The 14,796-nt window shown below is 63.7% G+C and carries 11 protein-coding genes; 4 read left to right on the forward strand and 7 right to left on the reverse strand.

Features of this window, described 5'->3' with window-relative positions; translation table 11 throughout:
* Positions 1-287 precede the first annotated feature (287 nt).
* Positions 288-3,821, forward strand: a complete 3,534-nt coding sequence (locus H7688_RS02575; RefSeq protein WP_183359457.1) for a PAS domain S-box protein — start codon at positions 288-290, stop codon at positions 3,819-3,821.
* Positions 3,822-3,830: 9 nt separating this feature from the next.
* Here H7688_RS02575 and H7688_RS02580 read toward each other — a convergent pair whose 3' ends face one another.
* Positions 3,831-4,403, reverse strand: coding sequence for a hypothetical protein (locus H7688_RS02580; RefSeq protein WP_183359459.1), 573 nt, complete (start codon positions 4,401-4,403; stop codon positions 3,831-3,833).
* Positions 4,404-4,610: 207 nt separating this feature from the next.
* On the opposite strand from H7688_RS02580, the gene H7688_RS02585 reads away from it, so the two are divergent.
* Entirely contained in the window at positions 4,611-6,425 is a 1,815-nt protein-coding gene (locus H7688_RS02585; RefSeq protein ID WP_183359461.1) for an ATP-binding protein, read from the forward strand.
* A 142-nt stretch (positions 6,426-6,567) separates the two neighbouring features.
* Here H7688_RS02585 and H7688_RS02590 read toward each other — a convergent pair whose 3' ends face one another.
* The 4 genes from H7688_RS02590 to H7688_RS02605 all read right to left on the reverse strand — a co-directional run bounded on the left by H7688_RS02590 (position 6,568) and on the right by H7688_RS02605 (position 9,350).
* Positions 6,568-6,810 carry a hypothetical protein gene (locus tag H7688_RS02590; protein WP_183359462.1) on the reverse strand — a complete coding sequence of 81 codons (243 nt, stop codon included), beginning with the start codon at positions 6,808-6,810 and terminating at the stop codon, positions 6,568-6,570.
* Positions 6,811-7,166: 356 nt separating this feature from the next.
* The gene (locus H7688_RS02595) at positions 7,167-8,117 is read right to left on the reverse strand and encodes a bestrophin family protein (RefSeq protein WP_183359463.1); all 951 of its coding nucleotides are present in this window, start codon (positions 8,115-8,117) and stop codon (positions 7,167-7,169) included.
* A 351-nt stretch (positions 8,118-8,468) separates the two neighbouring features.
* Positions 8,469-9,125 (reverse strand): hypothetical protein, encoded by a 657-nt coding sequence (locus H7688_RS02600; RefSeq protein ID WP_183359464.1) that lies wholly within the window; start codon positions 9,123-9,125, stop codon positions 8,469-8,471.
* Between the two features lie 24 nt (positions 9,126-9,149).
* Positions 9,150-9,350: a hypothetical protein gene (locus H7688_RS02605; RefSeq protein ID WP_183359465.1), complete on the reverse strand. Its 201-nt coding sequence runs from the start codon at positions 9,348-9,350 to the stop codon at positions 9,150-9,152.
* A 319-nt stretch (positions 9,351-9,669) separates the two neighbouring features.
* Here H7688_RS02605 and katG point away from each other — a divergent pair, with 319 nt between their 5' ends.
* Entirely contained in the window at positions 9,670-11,871 is a 2,202-nt protein-coding gene (gene katG, locus H7688_RS02610; protein ID WP_183359466.1) for a catalase/peroxidase HPI, read from the forward strand.
* A gap of 173 nt (positions 11,872-12,044) precedes the next feature.
* Here the strand turns inward: katG and H7688_RS02615 are convergent, their stop codons facing one another.
* Together H7688_RS02615 and H7688_RS02620 are read right to left on the reverse strand one after the other, a co-directional pair.
* Positions 12,045-12,461 carry a bacteriohemerythrin gene (locus H7688_RS02615; protein ID WP_183359467.1) on the reverse strand — a complete coding sequence of 139 codons (417 nt, stop codon included), beginning with the start codon at positions 12,459-12,461 and terminating at the stop codon, positions 12,045-12,047.
* A 106-nt stretch (positions 12,462-12,567) separates the two neighbouring features.
* The gene (locus H7688_RS02620) at positions 12,568-12,984 is read right to left on the reverse strand and encodes a response regulator (protein WP_246329685.1); all 417 of its coding nucleotides are present in this window, start codon (positions 12,982-12,984) and stop codon (positions 12,568-12,570) included.
* 812 nt (positions 12,985-13,796) lie between these two features.
* Between H7688_RS02620 and H7688_RS02625 the strand changes: the two genes are divergently transcribed.
* Positions 13,797-14,774: a zinc-binding alcohol dehydrogenase family protein gene (locus tag H7688_RS02625; protein ID WP_183359469.1), complete on the forward strand. Its 978-nt coding sequence runs from the start codon at positions 13,797-13,799 to the stop codon at positions 14,772-14,774.
* Positions 14,775-14,796 lie beyond the last annotated feature (22 nt).

Here is a 14,796-nt window from a genome sequence, read left to right on the forward strand (position 1 = left end):
ACCCCACCTCCCCCTTCACGAGCCTCGGAACACGCTATTAAGACCGATTCGGCCCGGGCGTCGGAAACCTTGAGCCGCATCTCAGGGAAAGATCCCTTCGCCGACACGGGCCGGGCGGCACCTTGCCCGAGGAGTAGTTCCGACAAAACGGGGCGCCATCGAGCACCCGAACCGCTAAAGGCCCAGATTCTTATGAGAATCTACTGACAGGATTTCGCTGGACAACCTGAGGCAGATGCCTATACTGGAGCTCCCTTACCATCCCCCCCTACGTGAGGAATGCTGCCATGTCCGAGCCCCCCGCAGCGGATACCATCCGAACTTCCGACGCCCCGTTGACCGTCCCAGGCGCGGATCCCTTGTACCGCGAGCTGTTTTTCTCCCACCCCTCCCCGCTTGCCCTGCTCGATGCCGGCACGCTCCAGGTGGTCGAGATGAACCGCGAGGCTGGCGAGTTCTTCGGGATCGCCGCACCCCAGGCGACGCTGCAGCTTGACGAGCTGGTGAGCTTTGCCGATCCGGCCGCCTGGCAGGCCTTTCTGGCGGCCCCCGGTTCCCCGTGGAGCGAGTTCGCCGCGACCCTGGTCCGAAACAACCGTACCCCCTTGTCGTTAAAGGTACGGCGCGCCGAAGATGCTCCCGGGCGCCTCTTCGCCCTCTTTACCCCCGTGCAGGAGGACTCCGCCAGTAACGGGGTGTACGCGTCAATCTTCACCCACGCCGGTATCGGGTTGACCGTGGTGGACACCTCGATGCGCATCCTGTCCATGAACCCGACCATCCGCTCCTGGTTCCCGCAGATCGACCCGGCAGAGCACCCCTACTGCTACCAAAGCTTCAACACCCCGCCCCTTGATGCGCCCTGCTCCTACTGTCCCGTGGTGCAGGTGCTCGAGGACGGCCAGCCGCACCGCGCCACCTCGGCGACCCCCACCCCCGAGGGGATCCGCCACTACAGCATGATAGCCACCCCGCTCCTCGACGCGCAGGGAGAGATCGCCAGCATCGTCGAGACCGCCGAGGACGTCACCGACCGGATGCTTCTCGAGCAGCGCGTGCTGGAGAAGAGCCGCAACCTGCAGGCGGTCCTGGACAACGCCCCCATCGCCATCTGGTACAAGGATGTCGCCGGGCGTTTCCGCTTCGTGAACAAGACCTTCTGCCGCCAGATCGGCATCCCCGAGGAGCGCCTTCTGGAGGCCCGGCATTTCAGCGAGCTGCTCCCGGAACAGATGGCGGCTACCTGCGCCGTTTCCGATGCGGTCTGCCTCAAGGAGGGGGGTCCCTGCACCTCCCGGGAACACTTCCCCTTCAGCGACGGCAAGGAGCACCTGCTCTCGGTCACCAAGGGGCAGGTCCGCTCCGATGAGGGGGAGGTGCTCGGCGTGGTGGGGCTGGGGATCGACATCACCGAACAGCAGCTCTACGCCGCACGGCTCGAGATCCTGACCAAAAACTTCCTGCGTTTCGGCCCCGACTTCAACGCCAACATCAATATCCTGACCGAGGTCGCCGGGCGCCTCCTGGGGGCGCGCTGGGCCGCGTTCAACCTCCTCGAGCAGGGGGAGCTCCACTCTCTTGGGTGCTGGAACGTTCCCGAAGGCTTCGCCACCCGGCGCAGCCCCGAAGGGTCCTGCTGCCACGAGGTACTCTCCTCAGGTTCCAGCGAACCGGTGGTAGTCGCCGACCTCGCCGCCTCCCCCTTTGCCGGCTTCTTCAAGGAGCAGCTGGCAGCCGGCATCACGAGCTACCTTGGGATCCCGGTCTGCTGGGGAGAGCGCACCGTCGGGGTCCTGTGCACCCTGTTCGACCACGAGTTCCATCCCACGGCGGCCGACCTCTCCTTTGCCAGCATCATCGCCGCGGCCCTTGCCATCGAGGAGGACCGCCGCAGCTCGGTGCTCTCCCAACAGCGCAGCGAGCGCCTCTACCGGACCCTCTTCTCCGAGGCCGTCGAGGGGGTCTTCATGATGACCACCGACGGGGTGATCCTCGAGGTGAACCAGGCCTTCGCCAACATGCACGGCTACCGCTGCGAGGAGATGGCCGGGATGCGGCTGGCGACCCTGGACACCCCGCGTTCGCTCGAGCGGGCACCCGGGCGGATTGCCCGACTCCTGGCGGGGGAGCACCTGACCTTCGAGGTGGAGCACTACCATCGCGACGGCCACACCTTCTCCCTGGAGGTTTCCTCGAGCCTGCTGGAGTGCGACGGCGAGCACCGCCTCATCTGCTTCCACCGGGACATCACCGAGCGCAAGCGTCACGAGGAGGCCCTGCGCAAAAGCGAGCACGAGTTCCGGCTCCTGGCCGAGGCGATGCCCCAGATGGTCTGGATCTGTGGCGCCAACGGCGAGAACCTCTACACCAACGAAAACTGGATGCGCTACACGGGAATGAGCCTCGAGTCGAGCCGCGGCGGCGGCTGGCAGGGGTGTTTTCATCCCGATGACCTGGAGACGGCCTGGGAGAGCTGGCAGCGGGCGGCCCAGGGGTTCGGGGAGTACACCATCGAGGCGCGCCTGGGACACCGGGACGGCTCCTACCGCTGGTTCCTGGTGCGCGGCGTGCCGGTGCGCGACGACGCGGGCACCCTCGTCAAGTGGTTCGGCACCTGCACCGACATCGACGATCTGAAGCGCGCCGAAGAGGAGCGCCGCACCCTGGAAAAACAGTTCCAGCAGGCCCAGAAACTGGAGAGCCTCGGGGTCCTGGCGGGCGGGGTGGCCCACGACTTCAACAACATCCTCGCCATCATCTCCGGCTACTGCTCCCTCCTGGCGCTCGAGCCGGAACGCTGTCCGGACTACCTCCCGGAGATCACCAACGCCACCGAACGCGCCACCGAACTCTGCCGCCAGATGCTCGCCTACGCCGGCAAGACCCAGTTCGCCATGAGTATCGTCGACCTCACCTTCCTGGTCGAGGATATGGTCCGGATGCTCAAGGCAACGCTCCCCCAAAACGTTCAGATCCGCCTCGACCGGCCCCAGGAGAACCTGGTCATGATCGCCGACGCCGGCCAGCTCAGGCAGGTGCTCATGAACCTGATCATCAACGCCTCCGAGGCGATCGGCGCCCTCCAGGGAGAGATCACGGTCTCCCTGCAGCGCACCCGCCTGGCACCGGGCGCGGGAGGGGGGGACCATCTGGGGAAGGAGATCCCGGCGGGGAGCTACCTCTGCCTCGAGGTCACCGACACCGGCTGCGGCATGGACGAGGAGACCCGCCTGCGGGTCTTCGAGCCGTTTTTCAGCACCAAGTTCTCGGGACGGGGACTGGGGATGTCGGCGGTGCTCGGCATCGTCAACGCCCACGGCGGCGCACTGCGGATCGAGAGCACCCCGGGGACCGGGACCTCGTTCCGGATCTACCTCCCCCCCCCCGAGGAGACCGCCAGCGGCGTGCCGGCGGGGCAGCAGCCGGCGGCCACGCCGGCATGGCAGGGGAGCGGCCGGGTGCTCCTGGTGGAAGACGAGAAGATGGTGCGGGGACTCGCGGCGACCATGCTGAAGAAGCTCGGGTTCGAGGTGGTCGAGGCGCAAAACGGGGCGGAAGGACTCGGCAAGTTCCAGCAGGGGGACGCGGCGTTTCGCCTGGTGATCACCGACCTCGGCATGCCGGTCATGGACGGCTACCAGCTGGTGCAGGAGCTCAAGCGACTCGCCCCGGAGCTCCCCATCCTGATCACCACCGGCTTCGGCGAAGTGGACGTCGCCTCGCGCCTCACCCTGGACCGGATGGACGGCTTCCTGGCCAAGCCCTACGACTTCGTGAAGCTCAGGGAAGCGGTGAACCGGCTGGTCGAGGCGGCGGGGTAGCGGGAACCGCTAGGACTTTACGGCGGGGGAGCAGGCCGGGCGCCGGAAGCGGCGCAGCAGCATGGGGACCAGCAGCATGGCGGCGAGCACCAGGCCGACGGTAGTGGTGGGATCCTTCAGGTAGTGGTTCAGCTTCAAGGTGGTAAGTGCAATGACGGCGAAGTAGAGCAGGTCCCCCGCGATGGCTAAGGCCCACCCGGCGATAAAGCCGTGCCCCGCGGCCAGCGCCGTGCTGCGCCCGGTCATCGGGTCCACGCCGAAGGAGACCAGGACCAGGGCGAGCGGTCCGGTGCTGGTGCCGGCGAACTGGTTCACGCTGCGGGCGTTGGCGGTCTTGAGGGCCGCGGCGAACCGGGAGAGTGCCGGGACCTTGCTGAAGCACCATGCGAAAAACCGCAGCACGGGCTCGAAGGCGAGCGCCAGCACCAGGTCGGAGACCAGGTAGGTACCGGCGGTGACCGGCCAGGCGACCCCGCTGTCGCGGGCCAAGAGGACACCCGCCGGGATGCCGCCCCCCACCGGGAGCAGGAACAGCTTGAATACCTCGAGGAGGTTCGGGTAGTTAAGGTGGAAACCGGACATCGGGCTCTCTTCGGGACAGGTTTGGTCGGCACACGGCAGTGGCTCATGCTACCACAGGTCGCCGGTCATGATAAGGGAATACCCTATCCTGCCAGAAATTGCTTCCCTTCCCGAGTTGGTATCCGTATAATTCTGACACTTGTCGACAAGTCACACCTACAAGGTCACCCAATGGGCGTCGACACGAAGAGCTTGGGCTTCAGACTCATGGTTCCCAGCCTGGTCATCATCGTGGCCTCCTTTTCCCTGGTCCACTGTGTGAGCCGCTGTTTCCCCACCCTCACCTCGCACTGGCTCACCTTCCACCCCATCACCCGCACCGGTGCCCTCAGCCTGATCACCTTGGCCGGGCTGGGGTGGGCCATCGCCAGTATCGGCATCGCCCTGGTCTTCAAAAGACGGCTGTTGCGCCCGCTTAACGGCATGATAGCCAGCGTGAGGTCCGGCGAGCACCTCGCCCCCACCGGTCTCAAGGAATTCGACATCCTGGGGAGCGCCGTCAACGATTCGCTCACCCGCGAGCGCCTGAGCCAGGAGCGGCTGCAGACCTGTCTCGGCAACGCCCCGGTGATCCTCTACGCCATGGACCGCTTCGGGGTGTTCACCCTGTCGGAAGGTAAGGGGCTGGCCGCCCTGGGACTCGCCCCGGGGCAGGTCGTCGGAAAATCCGCCCTGGAAGTCTACCGGGACTATCCCCTGATCGTCGCGGGGGTGGAGCGCGCCCTCGCCGGCGAGACCTTCTGCACGGAAAACGCGGTCGGCAGCAAGGTCTTCGAGACCTGGTACAGCCCCTTGAAGGACGAGCGGGGAGCCTTCGCCGGCAGCATCGGCGTGGCAGTCGACGTGAGCGAGCGCAAGGCGGCCGAGGCCGAGAGGGAGCTTTTGGGCGAGCAACTGCTGCAATCCCAGAAGATGGAATCGGTGGGGCGGCTGGCGGGCGGGGTGGCACACGACTTCAACAACCTGTTGACCCCCATCATCGGGTACGCCGAACTGCTGCAGCTGGACCGTCCTGGCGAGCGGGCCCATGAGCGCCTGGACCAGATCCTCAAGGCAGCGAGCCGCGCCAAGGACCTGGTGCAACAGCTTTTGAGCTTCAGCAGGAAACAGGTCCTGGAATTCAAGACCATCGACCTGAACCGGGTGGTCGGCGATTTCACCGGGATCCTGGGCCAGACAATCCGGGAGAGCGTCGATTTAAGGGTGCAGCTCTGCGACACCCCCTGTCCGCTGCACGGCGACCAGCACCAGCTCGAGCAGGTGATCATGAACCTCGCCGTGAACGCCCAGGACGCCATCGAGGGGCACGGCATCATCGCCATCGAGACCCGACACGTCGAGCTTGACGAGAAGTTCGCCGAGCTGAACCACGGGATCGTTCCCGGACCCCACCTCGCCCTGGTCTTCAGCGACAGCGGCTGCGGCATGGACCGGGAGACCCAGGCGCACATCTTCGAGCCGTTCTTCACCACCAAGGGACTCGGCAAGGGGACCGGCCTCGGCCTCGCCACGGTCTTTGGCATCGTGCGGCAGCACGGCGGCATCGTCACGGTGCAGAGCCAGCCGGAGCGCGGCTCCACCTTCACCTGCTACTTCCCCGAGGCGGGAAGCCTTCCGGTGCAGGAGCGGCTCGCCAGCCTGGAGCAAGCGCTTCCCGAGGTGAAGAGGCGCTGCATCCTGCTCGTCGAGGACAACACCATGGTACGCACCCTGGTCCAGGAGCTCCTGACCCGGCGCGGCTTCCAGGTGCTGGTGGCCGACGAGCCGACCCAGGCGCTCTGGCTTAGCAAGGGGGTGTCCCTCGACCTCCTGGTGACCGACGTCATCATGCCCAACATGACCGGCCCCGAGCTGCACGCCGCGCTCAAGAAGAGCCATCCCGCGCTGAAGGTCCTCTACATGTCCGGCTATACGAGGGAGGCGATACCGCATCCGGACGGGCTGGAGGACGATTTTCCCCTGATCCAGAAACCGTTCGCCATCAGTAACTTCGCCCGCAGGGTGGAGGCTCTCCTGAACTAACGTTAGCCGAGAACCAGCGGCAAGCGTAGCAGAGCCCCCTCGAGCGCATCACGCAAAAAGGCCGGACCCATCTCGAGGTCCGGCCTTTTCATCGTTTCCAGGTTGGTCGCTGCCGCAGGGCACGCCGGACCGGGGAGCCCGGTTACATGGCGTGCTGCTGTTCCTGCCGGATCAAGGCGGCGATGGTTTCCAGGGCGTCGAGAGCGGAACGCGCCCCCTGCTCCCACCCCGCCACGATCTGGGCGATCTTCGGGAACACACCGAAAGCGGCTTCGGGTTCTTCCTCGACATCGTGGCTCAGGCAGGCGATAACCTCCAGAACCCGCTGCGGCTCGCGCCCCCTCGCTTCGTAATCGGCCACTATACGTTCCACCTGCTCGATCATCTCTGCCGTCCTTTGGGGTTTTCCCCTTTTCCCGGGCGTCCTCAGGCGCCAACCTTCCCCGCGTCCCACAAAACCGTGGGCGTTTTCCCACCGCCGGTTCCTGTCAGGCCGAAACCAGGGCCGCCAAAAGCACCGCGGCCAGCACACCGAGGATCGTACCGATTATTTTCTGCACCATGACGTACCTTTCTGTGTAAGTAGCACCTGCTGTGGCATTTGCACAGCCAGTGCCACCGCAAAAGAGCCGCCGTTACGGGAAAGTTTACCTGCCGGGCGCCGGAATCGTGCCGCAATTCGGCAAAAGGTTGCCTCGTTTGCGGCATTCCCCCGGTCCGATGGCGCGCCCCTCTGGGCACCTACTGGAGCACGTACCCCATCGGCTGCAGCACCTCGGGGAGTTGCTCCTCACCCAGGGCCGCCCTAAGGTCCCGCTCGATGGTGCGGCACATGGAGGCCAGGGCAAGGTTGTTGGGGCGCACGCCGAAGGGATCCTCGATCTCGTCACCCAGGGCATCGAGCCCGAAGAAGGTGAAGGAGACGATCCCCACCACGAGCGGGGTCATGAAGCCGATGGAGTCCACTAGCCCGAAGGGGAGCAGGAAGCAGTACAGGTACGCCGTCCGGTGCAACAAGAGGTTGTAGGCAAAGGGGATCGGGGTGTTGTTGATCCGTTCGCACCCGGCAACCACGGTGGCGAGCATGGTCAGGTTCTGGTCGATCCCGGCGGCGAAGTAGTCGTAGAGCTGCTTGTTTTCGATGCAGCTGCGCAGGTCCTGGGCCATGCACTGCAGGAGGTACTGGGGACGGTTGTGCGAGGCGAGCAGGTGCATCACCTCATCTTCGGGGAGGTAGTGGCGGATCTCATCGGACGGGTCGGTTCCCCTTAGGTGGTGCCGCAAGGCGTGGCTGAAGGCGATGAGCCGGTACACCATGGTGATGCGCCGGTCTTCGGGGTCGTAGGGGGGCCACTCGCTGGAGCCGGCGCGGTCCGACGAGATGAAGGTGAGGATCTGGCGCGTCGTGCTGCGGCACACCACGATGAGCTCGCCCCACAGCTTGCGCCCCTCCCAGTAGCGGTCGTAACTGGTGCTGTTGCGAAACCCGAGGAAGATGGCGAGCGCCAGCCCGATCAGGGTGAACGGGATCGGGGTCATGGTGATCTTGAGACCGAAGAGGGTCCCGTCGGTGACGGTGCCGATGACGGCGAGCAGTACCGTGATGCAGATCGGCCAGACGATGCGCGGCAGCACCGATCCCCTGATCACGAAAAATAGCCTGAGCCCGTTGGGGCGCTCCCTGACGATCATGAACCTCGATCTCCGGTAATGGGTGTGGGTGGCGAAACGGCCCTGAACGGCCGACCTGGTTCCGGCTTCCGCGGGGTTCCCGCCCGGGTCCCGAACCGCTGGAAAAGGATGATACAGGAAGCCTTTTTCCGGTGCAAAGGTGTATACCTGTATACTTTTCGCCAGCCCCGCAACCGGCGTCGAGGTGCGCCACACCCTCCCCCTGGCAAGTGCCCGCCGCAATCGCTCGGCCGAACCGGTACCTGGAGGGTCACGAACGATAAAAGCCGCGACGGCAGGACCGTGTCGCGGCTTTTTATTGAACGTCTCCGGCAAGCATGCTCCGGCAGTTCCGGCCCGTAGTGCCGCCTCCTAGCGTTCCCCTCTCGGCAGAAAGCGCAGGCTCGAGAAGAAGCGCCAGTGGCTCTTTTTCTCCTCGATGTCGGTCCAGACCGTCCCGAAGTTGTTGCACTGCATGATCACGCCGAAGTCGTCGGCCTCCGGGTGCACGCAGAGGTAGCCGTAGATGCCGCCCAGGTGGAGTTCCCCCTTCTCGGTGCTGAGCCGTTTCTCGGTGGAGACGGCCTGGTATTTCAGGCAATCGAGCCCGAGATCCCGGTCGTACCTGGTGCGGGTCGCCTTCTGGTGCAGCTTCGCCAGGTAGCGTTCCAGGTTTTGCTGCAGCGCCTGGGTAGCGCGCTCCTGGTCCGTGCGCGCCGTGATCGCGGGCTTCAGGTGAATCGCCACGGCAAAGGCGTTTTCCCCTTTGACGTACACGGCGTTTCGGGGAGCAACCTCCGCGTAGTAGAGCCCCTCGCCCCTGACAAAAGCGATTCCCCCCGGGTTGTTCCCCGCCACCCGGTTCCAGGTGCTCCCCTCGGGGGCCAGTACCGAGAACCCGGACCTGTTCCACCGGAACTCGGGATCCAGCACAGCCCCTGCCACGTCGCGCTGTGCGACGCAACCGGCGCTCCCCAGGGACGCCAGCAATAGCGCAGCGAGCCCCACCCTGCCCAGCAGACCTTTCACCGTTCCTCCCTTTCCTTTAAAGGATCAGATCACCGAAGTGATCTCGACGATGTCGCCGTTGAAGCGCAGCAGCGTCCCATCGGCGCGTACACTGCGCTGGTCGACCCTCTCGAGGTTCTCTGCCAGCACCTCGACCGAGTCGCGGCCCGTTTCGTCCCCTTGACTGGCGAAATAGACCGTGAAGAGCGTCTTGTGCTCCCCCTGATCCCAATCGTGGTGTCTCATCACCTCATCAGCCATTCTCGCCTCCCCGCTGCGCGTGGCGCTTTCCGCATCGTGGCCCGGTCCGCTCCGGCCCGGTGGCAAGCTTCACCCGTTCCCGACCAGGCAACCTGCTGACGCCTTATTAGCACAGCCCCACGCGTAACACAATGCGACTTTCTCACAGGACGTACCGAAACTGTCACGGGAAATCGTTTGGAATTCCGGTTTCCCTCAGAGCAGGCCCCACCTGATGCGCGGCAGAGTCTTAGACAAGCGTTAGAGACACGCTATACTTGTCAACTCATAGCCGTTCGATCTCACACGATGAAAGGAGCCGAACATGGATACCGAAAACAAGTGCCCGGTAACGGGCAACGATCGCAATAGAGCCGGCGGCACGACGAATCGTGACTGGTGGCCCAACCAACTGAACCTCAAGATACTGCACCAGCACTCCCCCCTGTCAAATCCGATGGCCGAGGACTTCGACTACGCCAAGGAGTTCCAGACTCTCGACCTCGCTGCCGTTAAAAACGATATCCTCGAACTGATGACCACGTCCCAGGAGTGGTGGCCGGCGGACTACGGGCACTACGGTCCGCTGTTCATCCGCATGGCCTGGCACAGCGCGGGAACCTACCGCATCGGCGACGGCCGGGGCGGCGCCGGCGCCGGTACCCAGCGTTTCGCCCCCTTGAACAGCTGGCCGGACAATGCGAACCTCGACAAGGCGCGCCTTTTGTTGTGGCCCGTCAAGCAGAAGTACGGCAGGAAAATTTCCTGGGCCGATCTTTTGGTCTTCGCCGGCAACTGCGCCCTCGAATCGATGGGCTTCACGACCTTCGGGTTCGCCGGCGGCCGTGCCGACATCTGGGAGCCGCCCGAAGACATCTACTGGGGCGCCGAGGACACCTGGCTCGGCGACAAGCGCTACTCCCCGGACCGGCTCCTGGACAATCCCCTGGCCGCCGTGCAGATGGGGCTTATCTACGTGAATCCCGAAGGCCCCGGCGGCAACCCCGATCCGCTCGCCTCCGCAAAGGACATCCGCGACACCTTCGCGCGCATGGCGATGAGCGACGAGGAGACCGTCGCCCTGATAGCCGGCGGGCACACCTTCGGCAAGTGTCATGGTGCGGGACCGGCAAGCCATGTCGGCCCGGAACCCGAGGGGGCGCCGATCGAGGACCAGTGCCTGGGCTGGAAGAACAGTTTCGGCACCGGCAAGGGGGCCCACACCATAACAAGCGGCCTGGAAGGCGCCTGGACCCCCAACCCGACCACCTGGGACAACGGCTACTTCGACACCCTCTTCGGCTACGACTGGGAACTCACCAAGAGTCCCGCCGGAGCCCACCAGTGGATCCCCAAGGATCCCGCGGCGCGCGGCACCGTGCCGGATGCCCACGACCCGTCCAGGCGGCACGCGCCGATGATGCTCACCAGCGACCTGGCGCTCAAGATCGATCCCAACTACGCCCCGATTGCCAGGCGGTTTCACGAACATCCCGAGGAACTCGCCGACGCCTTCGCCCGGGCCTGGTTCAAGCTGACCCACCGCGACATGGGGCCCCGCGCCCGCTACCTCGGCCCGCTGGTCCCCAAGGAGGAACTCATCTGGCAGGATCCTATCCCGCCGGTAGGCCACCCACTCGTCGACCAGGCGGACATCGCCACGCTCAAGGCCGAGATTCTCGGCTCCGGGCTCAGCGTTTCCCAGCTGGTGGTGACCGCCTGGGCCTCCGCGTCCACCTTCCGCGGCTCCGACAAGCGCGGCGGGGCGAACGGCGCGCGCATCAGGCTCGCCCCGCAGAAGGATTGGGCAGTGAACCAGCCAGCCCAGCTGCAAACGGTCCTGGCGACCCTCGAGGGGATCCAGCAGCGTTTCAACGGGGCATCGAGCGGCGGCAAGAAGATCTCTCTCGCCGACCTCATCGTCCTGGGGGGGTGCGCCGCCGTGGAGCGGGCCGCCCTCAATGCCGGTCGCAGCGTGACGGTCCCCTTCACCCCGGGGCGCAGCGATGCGAGCCAGCAGCAGACCGACGTGCCGAGCTTCGCGCCGCTCGAGCCGGTAGCCGACGGGTTCCGCAACTATCAACGGGCCACCTTCTCGGTGACCGGCGAAGAGCTTTTGGTGGACCGGGCGCAGTTACTGACCCTGACCGCTCCCGAAATGACCGTCCTCGTCGGCGGTCTGCGTGTGCTCGAGGCCAACGTCGGGCAGTCCCGGCACGGCGTCTTCACCAAGCATCCCGGCGCGCTCACCAATGACTTCTTCGTGAACCTCCTCGACGCCGGCACCAGGTGGCAGTCCATCAACGAGGCCGGCGAGTTTTTCGAGGGGCGAGATCGCAGCTCCGGCGCTCTCAAGTGGACCGGTACCCGTGTCGACTTGGTCTTCGGTTCCAACTCCCAGCTCCGCGCGCTGGCCGAAGTCTACGCCTGCCAGGATTCCCTCGCCAAGTTTCAGGACGATTTCGTGGCAGCCTGGAACAAGGTCATGAACCTGGACCGGTTTGACCTCCGTTCCGTCTCCCGGTAGCAAAGTAAAAAGCGGCGCTTCAGACATCTGAAGCGCCGCTTTTGCAAGTTCCCACCGGTTCGTTTGGTTTTATCCAATCGATCCTCTTCGTCCCTGTCAGGTTTTCAGGTGTATCCGATTAATCCCCTTCATCCCTGTTTGTTTCAGCGTGTTATCCCGTGTTATCCCTGTCCCTAGGGGGGTGAGATGCCGTCCATGATGGCGAGGTGCGCCGCGTAGTGCTGGTCGGACTTGAGGATGTGATTTTGCAGCCAGGATCTCAAAAAGCTGGCGATCTCCAGGGTGAGCACGAAGCCGTCGTTCTCCACGCGGCGTTTCAGCTCCAGCGCCTTCTCGCTAAACTTCTCGTGCTCGACTTTGTGGTCGTTGAAGCCGGGATAGAGGAATCGCCGCATGTAGCGCTCCTCGGTCTCGAAGTGAATGGCGGCATAGTCCACCATCCCGACGATGATCTCTCTTTGCAGATCCCGTCCGCGGTTACTCTGCAACGCGTTGTGCAAGGTGTTGATCATCTTGACCAGGGTCTTGTGCTGGTCGTCAAGCTCCTTCACCTTGACGCTGAAGGAATCCTGCCACTCCAGATACTCCATATCATCTCCTCTACACCAACCGCAGCCGCCGCTGCGTGAACTTCCGGTGCCTCGTGGCGACACGACGTGGCTGGAAGCGCAAGACATTCCCAAGCGGCTTCCAGCTTCAGCTGTGCGCTCTGCTCCCCGGGTGCCGTACCGACACCATGGCCTCTTCGACGCTCGCCACGAGATCCTTGAGCACAATCGGCGTCCCCGGCACCCGACACAGTTTCACCGAGGGGGTATCCTCGTACGGCAGGCGCCGGCGCACCGCCACCTCGCCCGAAACGAACACGACCGGCATCTCGGGTTGCAGGCGGGCCTGGCGAAACATCCGGGTGCCACAGGTCGTCGGCATCAGCAAGTCGCAGATCACGATCTCGTAGCGGTTGGTGCGGAACAGTCGTTCGGCATCTGCCATATTTTCAGCTACTTGGCAGACCAGCTGAGGGAAAAAACGTTGGAGCACCTTCTGGAAGATTTCCAGGGCATCTCCATCGCTTTCGACCAACAAGACACGAACCTTTTCGGCATGAGGCATCGGATTTCTCACTTTCGAACGTAATCTGGTGGTCACTGGCTGGGAGGACGGGAGGGAAGTGCTGCGAAGTCGGCTGCACTATAGCAGACCTTTTGAGGAAATGGGGTTACACTTTATTACAGAATATGCTGCAATCGCTACTGTTATTAAGTATCGGCTGCTGCCTTTACATTAACATCAGGGCAAAGCTGACAGTTTCCTTTACTTCTGATGTCCCTGATACATACAGTGCACCAATTAAACGAGGTTCGGCCAGAGTCGCTATAGTCCGGCGATAATAACGCCACAACCTGCCTCTTCTTGCCATTCATAGTGTTTCCACGATAATCAATATCTTTCGGCCTGATCGTGTGGGTGAATATGCTTGATCGCTAGTGCAGTCCTGCTATGCGCGCGTGGCTCTACCGTTTTTCGACAGTGCCACCGCGAAGCAGATCCAGGCGCTGCGCAGCAACCTCGGCAGCACGCGGGCAGCTTAGCGGGATTTTTCCAGTTCCATGTCGAGGCGCTTCATCTTCTCGATGTTGCCGTTCTGCTCCTCTACCTCGGCAATCGTTGGTTGCCTTGAGATCGCGGTTATCTCGCGCAAGCTCGTCCGCTATCTCGTTCAGTTCGGGGATCGGGGCCGATTCGGCAGTCCAGGGACTCCCCGGGTACTCTCCGTGTCCTTCATGGCTCCGTGGCTAAAATAGATGTTCCTCGCTTTTGCCTTCCTCTGCTTTTCCCCCTGTCTCCCCCTGTGCTGAAGATTTTTGGTGTTATAGTCTATTTCTCCCCATCCCTTTACCTTTTGAGCCAGAAAGGAGCACGAGATGAAAGCTTTTGTCTATCAGAAGGCCCATCCCTTAACTGAATTCGCACTCAAACAGCAGGAGCTCCCCGATCCGAAGCCGGGCCCGCTCGATCTCCTGGTACGTGTAAAAGCTTTTTCCTGCAACCCCGTCGACTACAAGATCCGCCAAGGCCGCAGCTCGGAGGACACACCCATCATTCTCGGCTGGGATGCCGCGGGCATCGTCGAGGCGGTCGGCAACGAAGTGCGCGACTTCAACGTCGGCGACGAAGTCTACTACGCGGGCGACCTGAACCGGCCGGGCAGCTACGCCGAACTCCAGACCGTCGATCACCGGCTCGTGGCCCAGAAACCTGCCCTCCTCGACTTTGCCGATGCGGCCGCCCTCCCCCTCACGGCACTGACCGCCTACGAAGCGCTCCTCGAGCGCGGCGTCCATTACACCGGGGCCACCAAGGCACTCATCATCGGCGGGGCCGGCGGTGTCGGCTCCATCGCGATCCAGTTACTCAAGGCGGAAACCGCGGCAACCGTCATCGCTACGGCGAGCCGGCCGGAAACCGTCGCCTGGGCGAAAGAGATGGGGGCCGACCGCGTCATCGGGCGCAACCTGAAAGACGAACTCCCCACCGGAGGGCCCGGAATCGACGTCATCTTCAGCACCACGCACACCGCCGATTACCTCGAGATGATTCCCGACCTGCTGCGTCCGTTCGGCCATCTCATGGTCATCGACGACCCCGCAACCCTCGACATTGTCCCGTTCAAGTGGAAGGCGCTCTCGGTGCACTGGGAGTTCATGTTCAGCAAGTCGGTGTTCGGTTTCCACCTGGAAACTCAGGGAGACATCTTGCGGAAAGTGGCCGCCATGGTCGACACCCACCGTGTGAAGACGACCCGCAGCAAGACCTACGCCGCCAACCTGGACAACCTGCGCTCCGTGCACCAGGAACTCGAACAAGGAACCATGATCGGCAAAGCAGTACTAGAATGGTAGACGTCCTGGAACACTGTTTTCC

The organism is Geomonas limicola (assembly GCF_014193675.1).
In the GTDB taxonomy this organism is placed as follows: domain Bacteria; phylum Desulfobacterota; class Desulfuromonadia; order Geobacterales; family Geobacteraceae; genus Geomonas; species Geomonas limicola.

Coding starts and splice junctions, on each gene's coding strand:
- H7688_RS02575 (WP_183359457.1), top strand. CDS start 288: ATGTCCGAGCCCCCCGCAGCGGATACCATCCGAACTTCCGACGCCCCG.
- H7688_RS02580 (WP_183359459.1), bottom strand. CDS start 4,403: ATGTCCGGTTTCCACCTTAACTACCCGAACCTCCTCGAGGTATTCAAG.
- H7688_RS02585 (WP_183359461.1), top strand. CDS start 4,611: ATGGTTCCCAGCCTGGTCATCATCGTGGCCTCCTTTTCCCTGGTCCAC.
- H7688_RS02590 (WP_183359462.1), bottom strand. CDS start 6,810: ATGATCGAGCAGGTGGAACGTATAGTGGCCGATTACGAAGCGAGGGGG.
- H7688_RS02595 (WP_183359463.1), bottom strand. CDS start 8,117: ATGATCGTCAGGGAGCGCCCCAACGGGCTCAGGCTATTTTTCGTGATC.
- H7688_RS02605 (WP_183359465.1), bottom strand. CDS start 9,350: ATGAGACACCACGATTGGGATCAGGGGGAGCACAAGACGCTCTTCACG.
- katG (WP_183359466.1), top strand. CDS start 9,670: ATGGATACCGAAAACAAGTGCCCGGTAACGGGCAACGATCGCAATAGA.
- H7688_RS02615 (WP_183359467.1), bottom strand. CDS start 12,461: ATGGAGTATCTGGAGTGGCAGGATTCCTTCAGCGTCAAGGTGAAGGAG.
- H7688_RS02620 (WP_246329685.1), bottom strand. CDS start 12,984: ATGCCTCATGCCGAAAAGGTTCGTGTCTTGTTGGTCGAAAGCGATGGA.
- H7688_RS02625 (WP_183359469.1), top strand. CDS start 13,797: ATGAAAGCTTTTGTCTATCAGAAGGCCCATCCCTTAACTGAATTCGCA.